Origin of the sequence: Kitasatospora sp. NPDC088346 (assembly GCF_044740765.1) — a bacterium.
Classification (GTDB): domain Bacteria; phylum Actinomycetota; class Actinomycetes; order Streptomycetales; family Streptomycetaceae; genus Kitasatospora.
Genome location: NZ_JBIURH010000001.1, coordinates 412,635 through 429,310, shown reverse-complemented (window position 1 = coordinate 429,310; position 16,676 = coordinate 412,635). Strand labels below are relative to the sequence as shown.

At 72.9% G+C, this 16,676-nt stretch carries 8 protein-coding genes; 3 read left to right on the top strand and 5 right to left on the bottom strand.

Annotation, left to right across the window (positions count from 1 at the left end; genetic code table 11):
• Positions 1-284 precede the first annotated feature (284 nt).
• Together ACIOFR_RS01900 and ACIOFR_RS01895 are read left to right on the top strand one after the other, a co-directional pair.
• Positions 285-794 carry a SigE family RNA polymerase sigma factor gene (locus ACIOFR_RS01900; RefSeq protein WP_400991659.1) on the top strand — a complete coding sequence of 170 codons (510 nt, stop codon included), beginning with the start codon at positions 285-287 and terminating at the stop codon, positions 792-794.
• A gap of 77 nt (positions 795-871) precedes the next feature.
• Positions 872-1,774: a hypothetical protein gene (locus ACIOFR_RS01895; RefSeq protein WP_400991658.1), complete on the top strand. Its 903-nt coding sequence runs from the start codon at positions 872-874 to the stop codon at positions 1,772-1,774.
• A 78-nt stretch (positions 1,775-1,852) separates the two neighbouring features.
• On the opposite strand, the gene ACIOFR_RS01890 is transcribed toward ACIOFR_RS01895, so the two are convergent.
• The 4 genes from ACIOFR_RS01890 to pulA all read right to left on the bottom strand — a co-directional run bounded on the left by ACIOFR_RS01890 (position 1,853) and on the right by pulA (position 12,163).
• Positions 1,853-2,191, bottom strand: coding sequence for a P-II family nitrogen regulator (locus ACIOFR_RS01890; protein WP_371496732.1), 339 nt, complete (start codon positions 2,189-2,191; stop codon positions 1,853-1,855).
• Positions 2,188-3,510 (bottom strand): ammonium transporter, encoded by a 1,323-nt coding sequence (locus ACIOFR_RS01885; RefSeq protein WP_400991657.1) that lies wholly within the window; start codon positions 3,508-3,510, stop codon positions 2,188-2,190. Before ACIOFR_RS01885 ends, ACIOFR_RS01890 begins: the two co-directional genes overlap by 4 nt.
• Positions 3,511-3,747: 237 nt before the next feature.
• Positions 3,748-6,081: a M4 family metallopeptidase gene (locus tag ACIOFR_RS01880; RefSeq protein ID WP_400991656.1), complete on the bottom strand. Its 2,334-nt coding sequence runs from the start codon at positions 6,079-6,081 to the stop codon at positions 3,748-3,750.
• Between the two features lie 547 nt (positions 6,082-6,628).
• Positions 6,629-12,163 (bottom strand): pullulanase-type alpha-1,6-glucosidase, encoded by a 5,535-nt coding sequence (gene pulA / locus ACIOFR_RS01875; RefSeq protein WP_400991655.1) that lies wholly within the window; start codon positions 12,161-12,163, stop codon positions 6,629-6,631.
• Between the two features lie 364 nt (positions 12,164-12,527).
• Here pulA and ACIOFR_RS01870 point away from each other — a divergent pair, with 364 nt between their 5' ends.
• Positions 12,528-13,490, top strand: coding sequence for a phosphatase PAP2 family protein (locus ACIOFR_RS01870; protein WP_400991654.1), 963 nt, complete (start codon positions 12,528-12,530; stop codon positions 13,488-13,490).
• 65 nt (positions 13,491-13,555) lie between these two features.
• On the opposite strand, the gene ACIOFR_RS01865 is transcribed toward ACIOFR_RS01870, so the two are convergent.
• On the bottom strand, positions 13,556-16,594 hold the full coding sequence (locus ACIOFR_RS01865; RefSeq protein WP_400991653.1) for a bifunctional [glutamine synthetase] adenylyltransferase/[glutamine synthetase]-adenylyl-L-tyrosine phosphorylase: 3,039 nt from the start codon (positions 16,592-16,594) through the stop codon (positions 13,556-13,558).
• Positions 16,595-16,676: the final 82 nt, after the last annotated feature.

Here is a 16,676-nt window from a genome sequence, read left to right as displayed (position 1 = left end):
GTGCATGGGACTGCGGACGCTGGGGCGCAGTCCGACCGGGGTGGGGCGCGGCGGGGTGGGGTGGGGTGGGGTGGCCGCACTACCGACCGGTCACTTGCTGCAAACTCCATGAAACTTTCTGGAAACTTGCAGTGCGGTGAGAACATATGACCGCGCGAAGGGTGCGTCAAGGCCGCCGTCGACAACGGTTCGATGTCACCGGAAAATCGGCCGATACCTCCGGCGGGTCCACCGCGTCAGTAAGAGTGACGTCAACCAGCAGCAAGCACTCGGGGGAGCAGCGGATGGACGACCCGGACCTCGAATTCGAGGAGTTCGCGAGCACCCGCGCCCGCCGACTGTTCCATGTCGCGTACATGATGTGCGGCGACTGGCACCAGGCCCAGGACCTGGTGCAGACCACGCTCGCCAAGATGTACTCCGTCTGGGGCCGGCTGCGCCGCGGCCAGGACGAGCCGGGACTCGACGCGTACGCCCGGAAGGTGATGCTCCGGTACTACCTGTCGCACCGCCGGCTGCGGAAGTCGACGGAGATCGTGATCGCCGAGCCGCCGGACTCCCCCGACTCCCCGCTCAGCCCCGATCTGCGGGTCACCCTCACCGCCGCGCTGCGGCTGCTACCCCCGCGCAACCGCGCGGTGGTGGTCCTGCGATACCTGGAGGACCGCAGCATCGAGGAGGTCGCCGACCTGCTCGGGATGTCCACCGGCTCCGTCAAGAGCCTCAACACCCGCTCTCTGGCCAAGTTGCGGGGCATTCTGGGCGGCGACCGCGAGCTGATGTTCCTGTCCTGACCCCTTCGCCCCCTCCCCGCCGACCCCGCAGACCGGCAGACCCCGCAGACCCGCAGACCCGAACGAGGAACCCGGCCATGGACCTTGAACGCGACGGCGCCCCCGACGGTGACCTCGACCGCGATCTCGACCGCGATCTCGACAGCGAGCTCTCCCGCCTGTTCCGGGAGAGCGTGGACGACCTCTGCGCTCCCCCGGTGGTGCTGATGGTCTCGCAGGCCACCGCCCGGGGACGCACCCTGCGCCGTCGCCGGCGACTGGCCGTGGCGGCGTCCGCCCTGGTGGCCGCCGCGCTGGTGGGCACGGTCGGCATGGCGACCGTGCGGCACTCCCGGGGTCCGGTCGTCGCCGCCGCGTCCGCCACCACCGCCCCGGGCACCGCGAGCACCCCGGCCGCCGCCCCTGCCCCCGAGCCGCGGTCGGGTCCCGCCGCCGACCCGGCGGCCACCCCCGCCGACGGCATGCTCGCCGTGCTCAGCACGCTGCTGCCGAGCGGGGCGTACAGCAACTACGCCCCCGCGCCCGGATCACCGGCCGCGGTCGGCGGTTTCCGGGTCGACTTCAACGACGGCCGGGGGCCGACCACCGTGGTGGTCTCGCTGACCGGCATGAACGGCAGGGCGTTCGGCTGCCCGCAGGTGCCGGCCCTGCCCGGGGCGGCGACGCCCCCGCCGGACGGCTGCACGCAGAGCGTCCTCGACAGCGGGGACCCGGCGGTGGCGTACCGCAACGCCCCCGGGGAGAGCGGTCTCGCCGGGCGGACGGTCGCGGTCCGGCACGAGGACGGCACCGTGGTGCTGATCACCTCGATGAACGGCACCGCCCACCCGGCCGACGGCGGCGCGGCCCGCGGGACCAGACCCGAACCGGCCCTGGACGAGGAGCGGCTCGCCGCGATGGCCGACGACGAGACCTGGCTCCAGGCGCTGTCCCCGCAGCTGATCGCGGACGGCGCGGCCTGGCGGCGCGCCTGGGCGTGACCCGGCGCCCGGCCGGCCGACCGGGCCGCTCGGACCGACCCGGCCGGTGGCCCGCCCCGGCCCCGGCGCCCGGCCTGCTCAGACGGCGTCGGGCCCACGCTCCCCGGTCCTGACCCGGACGATCCCCTCCACCGGAACGGACCAGACCTTGCCGTCGCCGATCTTCCCGGTCCGTGCGGCGGCCACGATCGCCTCCATCACCGGCTCGGCGTCCTCGTCCTCCACCACGACCTCGATCCGCACCTTGGGCACCAGGTCGATCCGGTACTCGGCGCCCCGGTAGACCTCGGTGTGCCCGTGCTGGCGGCCGTACCCGCTGGCCTCGGTGACGGTCAGTCCGTGCACCCCGATCTCCTGCAACGCGGTCTTGACCTCGTCCAGCTTGAACGGCTTGACGACGGCGGTGATCAGCTTCATGTCCCGGGGGTCCTGTCGGACGAGTGCGTGAGCACGGTGGCGTGGGCCCCGGTGGTGCCGTGGCCCAGGACGCCGTGATCGTACGCGGTCTCGGCGTGCACGGCGAGGTCGAGCCCGGTCAGTTCGTGCTCGGGCGAGGCCCGGAAACCCATCAGCCGGTCGATCGTCTTCCCGATGCCGTACGTCACGGCGAACGCGTACGCGCCGACCGCCAGGACCGCGACCAGTTGCCGGCCGAGCTGGCCGAGGCCACCGCCGTGCAGCAGGCCGTCGGCGCCGCCGGTCATGGTGGCGGTGGCGAACAGTCCGATCAGCACGGTGCCGATCACCCCGGCCACCAGGTGGACGCCGACCACGTCCAAGGAGTCGTCGAAGCCGAGGCGGAACTTCCAGCTCACGGCGTACGAGCAGACCACGCCGGCCGCCAGGCCGATCACCAGTGCGCCGAGCAGGTCCACGCTGCCGCAGGAGGGGGTGATGGCGACCAGGCCGGCCACCGCGCCGGAGGCCGCGCCGAGCGTGGTGGCGTGGCCGTCGCGGCGCTTCTCCACCAGCAGCCAGCCGAGCAGTCCGGTGCAGCCCGCCGCCTGGGTGTTGAGCAGCGCCGCCGCCGCGAGACCGTTGGCGCCCAGCGCCGAACCCGCGTTGAAGCCGAACCAGCCGAACCACAGCAGGCCGGCGCCGAGCAGCACCAGCGGCAGGCTGTGCGGCCGCATCGCCTCCTTCCGGAAGCCCAGCCGCGGGCCGAGCACCAGGGCCAGCGCCAGACCGCTCGCGCCGCAGTTCACCTCGACCACGGTGCCGCCGGCGAAGTCCAGGGCGCCGAGCCGGCCGAGGATCCAGCCGCCGGGGGTGAACACCCAGTGCGCGACCGGGACGTAGACCAGCAGCGTCCACACGGCGGTGAACGCCACCCAGGCGCCGAACCGGGCCCGGTCCGCGATCGCGCCGCTGATCAGCGCCGCGGTGATGATCGCGAAGGTGAGCTGGAAGGTGGCGAAGAGCAGCGTCGGCACGTGGCCGGTGAGGCTGGTCGGGGTGATCCCGGTCATCCCGAGGTGGTCCAGGCCGCCGATCAGACCCCAGCCGCCGGCGTCCGTGCCGAAGGCGAGCGAGTAGCCGGCCAGCAGCCAGACCACGGTGACCACGGCGATCGAGACGAAGCTCATCATGATCATGTTGAGCGTGCTCTTGCTGCGGACCATGCCGCCGTAGAAGAGCGCGAGGCCCGGGGTCATCAGCAGGACCAGGGCGGTGCTGGCCAGCAGCCAGGCGGTGTCGCCGGTGTCGAGACCGGACGCGGATTCGGCGAGCAGCATGCGGAACCTTCCCGTGCGGCGCGGATCGCACCGTGGGTGGGGTTGTGCGCGCGCCGACGCGGAGAGTTTCGCCGGACGGGGTTTCCTGTTGCGGACAGCGGTGTTTCACCGGTGTTTCGTGTTGCGCCGATGTTGCCGAACGCTCACGGGCCCGTCGCGGCCGCAGGACCCGGCGCCGCACGGCCGAAGGGCCCGGCGGCCGAAGCCGCCGGGCCCTTCACCGCCCCGGGGTCAGGGTCAGTTGCTGGTGTTGATCGCGGTGTCGTCGATCACGAAGCTCGTCTGGAGCGAGGAGTCCTCGACGCCGTTGAACTTCACGGTCACCGACTGGCCCGCGTAGGAGGACAGGTCGACCGTCTTCTGGACGTACCCGGTGGCCTTGTTGAGGTTCGAGTACGAGGCGACGGTGGTGCCGTTGACCGTGACGGTCAGCTTGTCGTACGCGGTGGAGGTGGTGGTCTCCGCCGTGTCGATGTGCAGCCAGTAGCTGAGGGTGGCCTTGCAGCCGGCCGGGATGGTCACCGTCTGCGCGGCGGAGTCCGTGTGGGCCGAGCCGTAGCCGTTCAGCCAGGCCTTCCAGGAGCCGGAGTGCGAGGCCTGCGAGGCGCTGTTGTCGACCACGCCGCTGGTGACGGTCCACGGCGCGGCGGTGCCGGTCTCGAAGCCCGCGTTGCCGAGCAGCTGGGTCGGGGTGCAGCCGCCGCCACCACCGGTGTTGACCGTCCAGGTGAAGCTGGCGGTGCCGGTCTTGTTGGCGGTGTCCTTGGCGGTCACGACCACGTTGGAGGTGCCCGCGGTGGTCACGGTGCCGGTGATCTTGCCGGTGGAGGCGTTGATCGACAGGCCGGCCGGCAGGCCGGTGGCCGAGTAGGTCAGCGCGCCGGTGCCGCCGGTGGCCGAGACCTGGAGGTTCACCGCGGTGTTGATGGCGGTCACCTGGTTGCCCGGGTTGGTCACCACCGGCGAGTTGCTGACCACGGAGCCGACGTTGACGCCGGCCCAGGTGTTGGCGACCGCGGTGGCCTCGACGCCGCCCGCGCCGTACAGGTCGTTGGCCGCGTTGATGGTCGCGGTCCGCGCGGCGGCGTAGTTGGTGGTGGAGGTCATGTAGGTGGTCAGCGCGCGGTACCAGATCGCGGCGGCCTTGTCCCGGCCGATGCCGGTCAGGGTGGAGCCGTTCGAGGTCGGGCTGTTGTAGCTGACGCCGTTGATGACCTTCGCGCCGCTGCCCTCGGCCAGCAGGTAGAAGAAGTGGTTGGCGACGCCGGACGAGTAGTGGACGTCCTTGTTGCCGACGGTGGAGGACCAGTTGTCGGCGGACTGGCCGTCCTTGGACGGCTTGTCCATGTAACGGAGCGGCGTGCCGTCCCCGTTGATGTCGATGAGCTCGCCGATCAGGTAGTCCGGGTTGTCGGACGGGATGTTGGCGTAGAACTCCACCATCGAGCCGAAGATGTCCGAGGTGGCCTCGTTGAGGCCGCCGGACTCGCCGGAGTAGTTGAGGTTGGCGGTGGCGGCGGTGACGCCGTGGCTCATCTCGTGCCCGGCCACGTCGAGCTCGGTGAGCGGGTGGGTGTTGCCCGACCCGTCGCCGTAGGTCATGCAGAAGCAGGAGTCGTCCCAGAACGCGTTCACGTAGTTGCTGTCGTAGTGGACGCGGCTGTAGGCGCCGACACCGTCGTTGCGGATGCCGTTGCGGCCGAAGGTGTTCTTGTAGTAGTCCCAGGTCATCGCGACGCCGAAGTGGGCGTCGACGGCGGCCGACTCCTTGTTGCTGGCCTGGCCGTTGCCCCAGGTGTCGGTCGACTTGGTGAACAGGGTGCCGTTGCCGGACGTCCCGTTGTTCATGTTGGTGGTGTACATCCCACCGCGGGTGGTGTCCTTCAGCTGGTACGTCGAACCCGACAGCGATGTGCCGATGGTGACGTTGCCGACGAAGACGCCCTGGCCGGTGCCGGTCTGCACGCCCTCGAACTTGTGGATGACGGTGCCGGTGGCGGCGTCGGTGACGACGTGCAGCTTGCTCGGCGTGCCGTCGGCCTCGGTGCTGGAGACCACGGTCTCCCAGGCGAGGCGCGGCGAGCCGTCGGCGGCCCAGACGACCAGCCGCGGGGCGGTCTGCAGGCTGGAGCCGGCCTCCGCGGCCAGCGCGGTGGCCTGCGCCTTCGGGGCGGCCAGCGCGGGGGTGGTGCTGACGCCGTTGAGCGAGGCCTCGGAGGCCCGGTCGACGCTCTTCACCGTGCCGGCGGGGGTCTGGTGCACCACCATGTCGCCGCCGAGCACCGGGAGTCCGCCGTAGGTGCGCTCGTAGCGGAAGTGCTGGCTGCCGTCGGCGTCGCGGAAGGCGTCCTTGACGACCAGCTTCTCCTGGCTGCCGAGGCCGAGGGTCTGCGCGAGGGCGGCGCTCTGCTGGCCGGCGGCGGCGAGGGCGGCGGTCCGCCCGGCGGGCGCGACCGGGGCGGGGGCGCTCGGCGCGGCCTGGGCGGCGACCACGGGGAAGCCGGTCACCAGCAGTGCGGTGGTGGCGGCGAGTGCGGCCAGACTCGTCCGGACATGGGTGTGACGGGACAATGCAGACTCCTTATCCGACCGTTCGCGGGGTCACGAAACGGTGGAGAGAACCTGGGCCGCGGGGTTGCGGCGCAGCGGGGGCCCTGCCGCCGGGTGCGCGGCGCGGGTGCGGTGCAATCAGGAGCGGTAGCGCTGAACCTGCGCTGGATCGGCTGCCCCCGGGGGGTGGGGCCCCCTCGCGTCTGCAGCCGGGGGAATCGTGGCAGCAAACGGACCGTGAATGACAGATGCATGCCACTGATTGGCCAATTACTGCCAATGGCACCGGACGGCCGGACCGGTGCCACCGCGGAGCCTGCTGGACATGGATGTCATTGCGACCCGGCAGCGGCCGAGCTCGCGGTGCCGCTGCACGCGTAGACCGTCCGAACGACCGGTCGGCGTCAGCGGCGTATAAAGGCCGGTGCATGCCAAGTTTTTCCGGCCTCGATGGACGCCTTTCGGCCATCCGGCGCCCCACGGCCCGAAACGCGCCCCAGGGGCCCCGCGACCGCGGAGCCCCTGGGTTCGTCCGATGCGCCTTCCGGGCACACTTCCTGACGTGTCGTCAGCCCTGCACGAACACCGCCACCGTCCGGCCCGGCACGGTGAAGCTGCCGGTGGCCGGATCGAAGGCCGCCTGCTTGACCACCGGATCGGCGCCGCGGGCCTGCACCGGGTGCAGCGACTGCGCGGTGCCCGCCAGCGCGCCCACCGACTGCCGCTGCGCGGTCGGGGTCGCGTTGAACACCACGGTGACGCCCTTCTCGGCCCCGTTCAGCCCGGTGCCGTCCAGGTGCATGGTGATCACCCCGGGCGTCTCGCCGGCCGTCCCGGAGAGCGGGAAGGACAGCCGCCGCTGGACCTCGGCGGCGGTGCTCAGCGCGAACAGCGGCGAGGAGCGGCGGATCTGCAGGTACTGCTGGTACAGCGCGGTGCTCGCCCCGGTCTCGTTGCAGCCGACGGTCAGCCGGGGGTCGGTCAGCAGGGACTTGGCGGTCGGCCACATCGAGCGGTTGTCGGCCGCCATCGGCACCCCGCGGCCCCAGCCGTTGCCCTGCTTGCAGTCCCAGTGGATCGCGTTGAACCAGTCGCCCGAGTCGTAGGAGTTGGCGTCCAGCGACTTGGAGCGCAGCAGGTCGCTGCCGGCCTGGGCGAAGCCGGGCCCCTGCGTCAGGGCCGTCAGGGACAGGCCGAGCGCCTGCATCCGGGCCCGGTCGGCGGGCGTGGTGGCCTGCGGCAGCTTGTAGGCGAGGGCGTCGAACAGGTCGGCGTTGTCGTGCGCGTCCAGGTACTCCACCGCCTCGCCGGGCGCCGCGGCGTAGCCGGTCGGAGCGCCGTTGTAGTCCACCCCGGCGCCGCTGACGGCCTTGCCCGAGCTGTCGGTGAAGGTGAATCCGGCCAGATTGCCGGTCAGCCCGACCTTGATCTGGTCCATCTGGTGCAGCAGCCGGGCCTTCTGCTGCTCGGGGGTGCCGTTGTCCGGCGAGCCGTTCGGGTCGGTGTACAGGCCGGAGGCGAAGCCCTGCTGCGGCGCGGAGGACAGCTGGAAGTTGCCGCCCCGGCCGGCGTCGCGGACCCGGTCGTTGAAGGTGGCGATCCCGGTGCCCGCCATGTTGGTCTGGGTGGCCTGGACGAACCGCGCGTCGTTGGCGACGGTGCCGAAGTTCCAGCCCTCGCCGTACAGGAAGACGTCCTTGCCCTCGACCCCGTCCCGCTCCCGGGTGAGCCCGCGCAGCGCGGACTGCACGTCCAGCACGGTGGACTTCGGGTCGAGCCCCATCAGGTCGAAGCGGAAGCCGTCGACCCGGTACTGCCGGGCCCAGGTCACCACCGAGTCGACCACCAGCTTGTTCATCATGGCGTGCTCGGGCGCGGTGTCGGCGCAGCAACTGTCGGTGGTCACCTGGCCGTTGTCGCCCAGCCGCTGGTAGTAGCCGGGAACCACCCGGTCCAGCACCGAGTGCTCGGCCTGACCGGCGGCGGCGGTGTGGTTGTAGACCACGTCGAGCACCACCCGCAGCCCGGCCTCGTGCATCGCCTGCACCATCGCGCGGAACTGCACCGTCCGCGCGGTGCCGTTGGGGTCGGTGGCGTACGAGCCCTCGGGCACCGTGTAGTGCAGCGGGTCGTAGCCCCAGTTGTAGGCGTCGTCCGCCTGGACGGCCGCCACGCACTCCTGCTGCTTCTCGCCGTCGGCGGGCAGCGAGGCGAGGTCGCAGGCGGGCAGCTTCTGCTCGGCCCGGTTCTCCCGGATGGTGGCGATGTCGAAGGTGGGCAGCAGGTGGACGGTGGTGACGCCGGCCTTCGCCAGGTCCCGCAGGTGCTGCATGCCGGCCGAGGCGGACTCGGTGAAGGCCAGGTAGGTGCCGCGCTCCGGGGTCGGGACGGTGGTGTCGGCCACCGAGAAGTCGCGGACGTGCAGCTCCTGGATCTGCTGGCGGGCGGCGGGGACGGCGGCCGGGGTGCGGTGGGCGTCCCAGCCGGCCGGCTTGTTCGCCCGGTCGCCGAGGTCGGTGACCAGGCTGCGCCGGGAGTCGGCCGACAGCGCGACCGAGTACGGGTCGGTGACGGTGTTGGTGACCACCTGCTGGACGCTCGGCGCCCACACCTTGACCTGGAACAGGTAGTAGCGGCCGTCGAGTTCACCCGCGTCCCGGGTCAGCGACCAGACGCCGCTGGCGTCGTCCCGGCACAGCGGCACGGTTCTCGGGGTGCCGCCGGTGGCCCGGTCGAAGAGCTGGACGGAGACCTCGGTGGCGGTCGGCGCCCAGAGCGACAGGGTCACCCGGCGGCGGTCGCGGCGCAGCCAGTCGTCCTGCGGGCGGCTGCTGTAGACCGGCCCGAGCGCCGCCCCGGCGGCCTTGCCCGCGTACAGGTCGTCGAGCACGCCGGGGATCTGCACGCCGGTGGCGGCCAGGACGGCGCCGTTCGGCAGGTGCTCGGTGAAGAGCAGCTGGCCGCGCAGGGCGGCGGTGACCCGTCCGGTGTCGCGCTGGTCGACGGTGAAGGCCCGGTAGCCCGCCAGGTGCGGGTACTTGGCCTTCTGGGCCGCGGTCAGACCGGCCGCCGGGGTGAGCCGGATCCAGTGGCCGGGCTTGGTGAGCCCGCCCTTGTCGGCCTTGATCCCGCCCTCGGGGTCGTAGACGAGCTGGGCGCTGGTGCCGCCGCCCAGCGCGGCGTCGCCCGCGCCGTACCCGGCCGGGACCACCACCGTGCGGGCGTCGATCCACTGGGCCCGCGCGGAGCCGAGGTCGAGCTGGGAGCTGCTGCCGGGGGCCTGCGGGAGGAGGTGTCCCTCCTGGCCGCCGATGATCCAGATCTCGCGGCCGGAGGTGGCGAAGTCGAGCGACTGGTCGGTGGGCAGGTCCTTGTCGTTGCCGTTGTGGACGATGTAGCTGAGGCTGGTGGCGCCGGGTGCCAGCGGCACCTCGAAGACCGCGCCGAAGGCGTCCCGGCGGGCGGGCGGCAGCGGCTTGCCCCAGTCGGTCGGGGTGGCGGCGCCGGTCCAGTCGTGCAGGCCCCAGCCGTCGTACTGGCCGTCGGCCCGGTGGTAGTGGATGACGGCGGTGCCGGCCGGGACGGGGACGGCCGGGTCGGGGTCGGCCGTGCGCACGGTGGGGTCGCCCTCCTTCAACCAGACCTCCCCGGTGCTGCCGAGCTCGATGTGGCGGTCGGTGTCGACGTCCTTGACGCCGTCCTTCTCCACGATGAAGCCGAGGTCGGCGGCGCCGTTCCGGAGCTTCACGTAGGCGAAGGCGCCGTAGGCGTCCCGGCCGACGAAGGGGTGGCCGGCCGGCCAGGGGGTGGACTCGCCGTCGGCGAGGTCGCCCCAGGCGTAGAGGTTCCAGCCGTCGTAGTCGTTGTTCCTGCGCTGGTAGTGCACCACCGCGTACGGGCGCGAGCTCGCCGTGGGCACCGGCGCGGGCGCGGGGGTGCCGGTGGTGAAGCTGCCGGTGGCGGAGCGCAGGTGCCCGGCGGAGTCCCGGACCACGGCCTTGTAGCGGACCACCGTGCCCGGTGCCACCCCGGCGAGGTCCTGGGTGACCCGCCAGTCGCCGTTGTCGGCGGTGCCGAGGGTGCGCCAGGGCCCGGTGCCGATCTGCGCGGCGAAGCCGACCCGGTCGAACCCGCCGCCGGCCACCTCGGCGCCGACGGTGACCGTGCCGCTGGAGCCGTCGGCCGGGGGCCGCACGCTCAGCGACGGCGCGGCGGCGGGCTTGGCCAGCCGGCCGGCGGCCTTCAGCACCACGGAGGAGAGCGGTGGCACGGTGACGGTGATCTTCTTGTCGGCGCCGGTGGTCAGCCGCTCCCCGGCCGCCGGGTAGAGCCGGTCGAAGCCCAGGCCGGCCGAGTAGGTGTCCAGGGTGACGGTCTTGGCCTCGGCGGCGTTGTTGACCGCCACCAGGTACTCGACCTGCTCGGCGGCGTCGATCCGGGAGAAGGCGTACACCCCGGGCCCGTCGGCGGCGTGGCGTTCGATCTGCGCGCCGTCGGCCAGCGCCGGGTTGTCCCTGCGGAGCTTCGCGAGCGCGGATATGCCCTGGTAGAGCGGGCCGCTGCGGCCGTACCGGTCGGCCGGGCCGGTGGGGCCGCCGATCACCGGGTCACTGTTGTAGGAGGGTGTCCTGGAAGCGAACATGTCCTGCCGGGCGTCCTTGTCGCCGCCCGCGCCGGTGAAGCCCTGCTCGTCGCCGTAGTAGACGACGGGCTGGCCGCGGGTGAGGAACTGCAGCTCGTTGGCCAGCCGGTCCTTCGCGAGCAGCTGCTCGGGGCTCGCGCCGGGGTTGTCGGCGCGCAGGAAGGACCCGATCCGGCCCATGTCGTGGTTGCCGAGGAAGGTCGGCAGCTCGTACGCGTCGGTGTCGGCGGTGGTGTAGCGGTAGTCCTGGCCGTACACCGAGGCCAGCGCCCTGGCCGAGCCGTTCTGCGAGACGAAGGCGCGGGCCGCCTCCTGGAACGGGAAGTCCAGGGTCGCCTGCAGCTTGCCCTTGGTGACGTACGGCGAGGTGACGGCCGGGTCGCCGGAGTAGACCTCGCCGAACATGAAGAAGCGCCGGTTGCCCTGCTCGGCCGCGTATTTCTTGAGCGCCGGCGCCCACTGCTGCCAGAAGGCGAGGTCGACGTGCTTGACGGTGTCGATCCGGAAGCCGTCCACGCCGGTCTCGCGGACCCACTGCTCGTAGACCTTCCTGAAGCCCTCGACCACCCGCGGGTTCTGGGTGTCCAGGTCGTCGAGGCCGGAGAAGTCGCCCTCGGTGGCGGACTCGCCGGCGAAGGTCGAGTTGCCGCGGTTGTGGTAGAGCGAGGGGTCGTTCAGCCAGGACGGGGTCTTGGCGGTGGCGTCGGCCTTGCTGCGCAGCACCGGGCTGTAGGGGAAGGAGTCGGCGGTGATCGCGGGCCACTTGGCGCCGGCGTCGGCGAGGGCGGTCTCGTCGACCGGGTTGCCGTCGGCGTCCAGCGTCGGGTACGCGCCGGTGGAGCGGTAGCCGGAGGCCTGCTCGCGGTTGTCGAGGACGTCGGCGGTGTGGTTGGTGATGACGTCGAAGAAGACCTTGATGCCCTTGGCGTGGGCCTTCGCGATCAGCTCCTTGAGCTGGGCGTTGGTGCCGAAGTGCGGGTCGACCTGGGTGAAGTCGGTGATCCAGTAGCCGTGGTAGCCGGCCGACGCGTCGGCTCCGCTGCCCTGCACCGGCTTGTTCTTGAAGATCGGGGCCATCCAGATCGCGGTGGTGCCGAGCCCCTGGATGTAGTCGAGCCGGTCGATCAGGCCCTTGAGGTCGCCGCCGTGGTAGAAGCCCTTGTCCGCGGGGTCGAAGCCGTTGTCCAGCCGTCCTCCGGTGACACCGCCGGCGTCGTTGGCGGTCGAGCCGTTGGCGAAACGGTCCGGCAGGACGAAGTAGAACTGCTCCCTGGTCAGGTCGTGCCGGCCCGCGGTGGCCGCGAGGGCGGAGTCGGACGGCGGCGCGGGCGCGCCGGCAGCGGCGACCGGGGCGGCGCCGAGGGTGACGGCGATCAGTGATGCGGCGAGCAGTACGGCGGCTCGGCCGGGACTGCGGTAGGGCGTCGTGCTCCGGGGCGGGCGGGGCTGGACTTCGGCCACGGCTGGCTCTCCCTCGATGCGGCTCGTCGTCGATGAGTGGCCGGACCGTAGCGCGCTGAAATATGTTTCAGCAAGATGCTGAAAATGTTGCAAGCAAGGTCTTGACCGAACCGTTGTGCAGACCGCAGAGTCGGTACCGAGCGCGCCCGCCGGACACCTGACCCCCGGCGGGCACCCTCGCTCGACCAAAGTCCAGGTCAAGAACGACCACCCCGGTTCGACCGCCCGTTACCCGCGAGCAACAATGGTCGATATGCGCCCGGACACTCCTCCTTCCCCTACCCCCACGGGGGGACAGTCGGTGAAGAATCCCCGACCACAGGATGAGCAGGCGGCTACGAGACGTCTGGCAGACTTCTCCCCCATGGGGGAATCGACCGAGATCCACGCAGCCGGCGCCGACCGCGCCGCCACGGCGCCCACCGGCGGTTCCGGACCCGTCGCCGCCCGACCGGGCCGGCCGGCGGACGGAGCCACCCGCGTCGCCCAGTCACCGACCGCCGCCCTGCGCGGCCGGGTCCGGGAGCAGCGTCTGCGCCCCGCCCGCCCGCGACTGTGGTTCGAGCTCGCCCTGATCGGCATCAGCTACTGGCTCTACTCACTGGTCCGCAACGCGGTCCCCGAGCAGGCCTCGATCGCCCAGCGCCACGCGACCTGGATATGGGACTTCGAGCGCGCCCTGGGCGTGGCCGTGGAGCGCTCGGTGAACCACGCGATCGACTCGGTCGGCTGGCTGATCGTGGGGATGAACTACTACTACGCGACCCTGCACTTCATCGTGACCATCGGTGTGCTGGTCTGGCTCTACCGCAGCCACCCCGGACGGTACGCGGCGACCCGCACCGTCCTGTTCGTCACCACCGGCATCGCCCTGGTCGGCTTCTACTTCTTCCCGCTGGCCCCGCCCCGGCTGATGACCGGCGGCAACTTCGTCGACACCGTGGCCGTGCACCACACCTGGGGCTCGATGGCCTCCGGCCCGGCCGCCCACGTGTCCAACCAGTACGCGGCGATGCCCTCGATGCACATCGGCTGGTCGCTCTGGTGCGGCCTGACGATCTTCTTCCTGGCCCGCCCGCTCTGGGTCCGGCTCCTCGGCCTGCTCTACCCCGCCGCCACCCTGGTGGTCATCGTCTCCACCGCCAACCACTTCTGGATGGACGCCGTCGGCGGCGCCCTGTGCCTGGGCGTCGGCTTCCTGGCCGCCCGCGCCGTCTACCACGTGTGGGCCTACCAGCTGCCGAGGGCGCCCCTCGCCCCGCCGCACGGCGACGAGGTCACCGTCCCCGAGCAGTGGACGGCCGAGGTCGGCGCCGGCCGGCCCTGAGACGGCCCGACACCCCGACACCCCAGTGCCCCGCCCGGACCGGATCCCGGCGGGGCACCGCCGTCTCACGGCCCGTAGAACAGCCGCTCCACCACCGCGCGGGCCCGGCGGGTGGTGCGCCGGTAGTCGTCCACCAGCTCCCCGCTGTGACCGGCGCCGTACCCGAGGTAGCGGGCCACCCCGGACAGCTCCCTGGCATCACCGGGGAAGGAGTCCCCGGCCCGGCCGCGCACCAGCATCACCGCGCTGCGCACCCGGGAGGCCAGCAGCCAGGCGGCGTCCAGCACGGCGGCGTCCTCGGCCCCGATCAGACCGGCCTCGGCCGCCGCGGCCAGCGCCCGCCGGGTCCGGGTGGTGCGCAGCGCCGGGACGGCGTGGCCGTGCTGGAGCTGGAGCAGCTGCACCGTCCACTCGACGTCGGCCAGACCGCCGCGTCCGATCTTGGTGTGGGTGGTCGGGTCGGCGCCGCGCGGCAGCCGTTCGGACTCGATCCTGGCCTTGATCCGCCGGATCTCCACCAGGTCCCGCTCGGGCACCCCGTGGCCCGGGTAGCGCAGCGGGTCGATCAGCGCCCGGAACCGCTCCCCCAGGTCCGCGTCGCCCGCCACCGGCTCGGCCCGCAGCAGCGCCTGGCTCTCCCAGACGTGCGACCAGCGCCGGTAGTAGGCCGCGTACGAGGCCAGCGTCCGCACCAGCGGCCCCTGCCGTCCCTCGGGCCGCAGATCGGCGTCGACCAGCAGCGGCGGCTCGGTCGAGGGCGCGGCGAGCAGGGTGCGCAGCTCGTTGCAGACGGCCCGGGCCGCCCGGGCGGCGTCCTCCTCCAGCATCCCGAGCTGCGGCTCGTGGACCAGCAGGACGTCGGCGTCGGAGCCGTAGCCGAGCTCGTGGCCGCCGAAGCGGCCCATCGCGATCACCGCGAGCCGGGTCGGCAGTTCGCCGTGGTCGGCCTCCCAGCCCGCGATGCAGGCCCGCAGCGCACCCTGGAGGGTCGCGGCGTTCAGCGCGGTGAGGGCCTCGCCGGCGGCGTCCAGGGCGCTCGCCTCGTCCGGGCCGAGGCGGCCGAGCAGGTCGGCGGCCGAGGTGCGGAACAGTTCGCGCCGACGGACGGCGCGGGCGGCGGCCACCCCGGCGGCAGCCGTCGGGGCCCGTCCCACGGCGGCCAGGATCTCCTGCTCCAGGGCGGCCCGGCCACGCGGGTCCAGGCCCTGCGGGTCGCCGAGCATGGCGACCGCCTCGGGGGCGCGCAGCAGCAGGTCGGGGGCGAGCCGGCCGGCCGAGAGCACCCGGGCCAGCTGCTCGGCGGCGGCGCCCTCGTCCCGCAGCAGCCGCAGGTACCAGGGGGTGCGGCCGAGCGCGTCGGAGACCTGGCGGAAGGTGAGCAGCCCCGCGTCGGGGTCGGCGGAGTCGGCCAACCAGCCGAGCATGACCGGCAGCAGGGTCCGCTGGATGGCCGCCTTGCGGCTCACCCCGGAGGCCAGCGCGGTCAGGTGGCGCAGGGCGGCGGCGGGGTCCGCGTAGCCGAGCGCCTCCAGCCGGGCCCTGGCCCCCTCGGGGGTGAGCCCCGCGTGGCCGAGCCCGGCCGCGCCGGACGGCAGCTCGGCCACCGCGTCCAGCAGCGGGCGGTAGAACAGCCGCTCGTGCAGCCGCCGCACCTCGACCGCGTGCCGCTTCCACTCCCGGTCCAGCGCGGCGACCGGGTCGGTCCGGGTGTCGCCCTGGATCCCGGCGGCGAGCGAGCGGGCCAGCCGCCGCAGGTCGGCCGGGTCCTTGGGCACCAGGTGGGTCCGGCGCAGCCGGTGCAGCTGGATCCGGTGCTCCAGTGAGCGCAGGAAACGGTAGGCGGCGTCCAGCGAGGCCGCGTCGGCCCGGCCGACGTAGCCGCCGGCGCTGAGCGCGGCCAGCGCCTCCAGCGTGTTGCCGCTGCGCAGGGACGGATCGGTGCGGCCGTGCACCAGCTGGAGCAGCTGGACGGCGAACTCGACGTCCCGCAGGCCGCCCGGGCCGAGCTTCAGCTGCCGGCCCACCTCGGTCGCCGGGATCGCGTCGACCACCCGGCGGCGCATCTGCTGGACGTCGGTGACGAAGTTGTCCCGGGCCGCGGCCTGCCAGACCAGCGGGGCGATCGCCTCGGCGTACGCGGCGCCCAGCTCGGCGTCGCCGGCCACCGGGCGGGCCTTGAGCAGGGCCTGGAACTCCCAGGTCTTGGCCCAGCGCTGGTAGTAGGCGAGGTGGCTGGCCAGGGTGCGCACCAGCGGGCCGTTGCGGCCCTCGGGCCGGAGGTTGGCGTCGACCGGCCAGATGGTGCCCTCGCCGGTGGTGTCGGAGCACAGCCGCATGGTGCGGGCGGCCAGCCGGGTGGCGGCCCGGGTGGCCCGCTGCTCCTCGACGCCCTCGCGCGGCTCGGCGACGAAGATCACGTCGACGTCGGAGACGTAGTTGAGCTCGCGTCCGCCGCACTTGCCCATGCCGATCACGGCCAGCCGGCAGTCCGTGGCGGCCTCCTCGTCCTCCTCGGCGGCGATGTCCAGGGCGGCCTGGAGGGTGGCGCCGGCCAGGTCGGCGAGCTCGGCCGCGGTCTGCGGCAGGTCGGTCGTGCCGCTCAGGTCCCGGGCGGCGATGGCCAGCAGGCAGCGGCGGTAGGCGGCGCGCAGTTCGTCGGCCCGCGCGGCCGGCGCGGCCGCCCGGACCCGGGTGGACAGCTCGCGCTGGAACTCGGCCTGTCCGGGGTGCATGTCACGCTGCTCGAAGGTGACCAGCGCGTGCCAGTCCCGGGGGTGGCGGCCCAGGTGGTCGCCGAGCGCGGCGGAGGCGCCGAGCACCCCCAGCAGCCGGTCGCGCAGCGGCTTGGAGGTGGTGAGGGTGTCCCGCAGGGTGTGCCGCTCGGCCTCGTCCAGGGCCTCCAGCAGGTGGGCCAGGCCGCGCAGGGCGAGGTCCGGGTCCGCGACCGTGCCGAGGGCGTCGAGCAGCACCGGGTCGGCGGCCAGGCCGTGCAGGGCCGGCCCGGAGAGCAGCCGCAGGGCCTGCTCCGGGTCGGTGAATCCCCGGCGTACCAGCCTGGTCTCCGGTCGGCTGGTCCGGCTCCCGGTCCGTTCCTCCACTGCCATGGCCCCTCCGGTGCGGTGGTCGGCCCGAACGAGCTGTGCGGACCTACGAACCTACGAACGAAGCCATGAGCCTACGATCGCC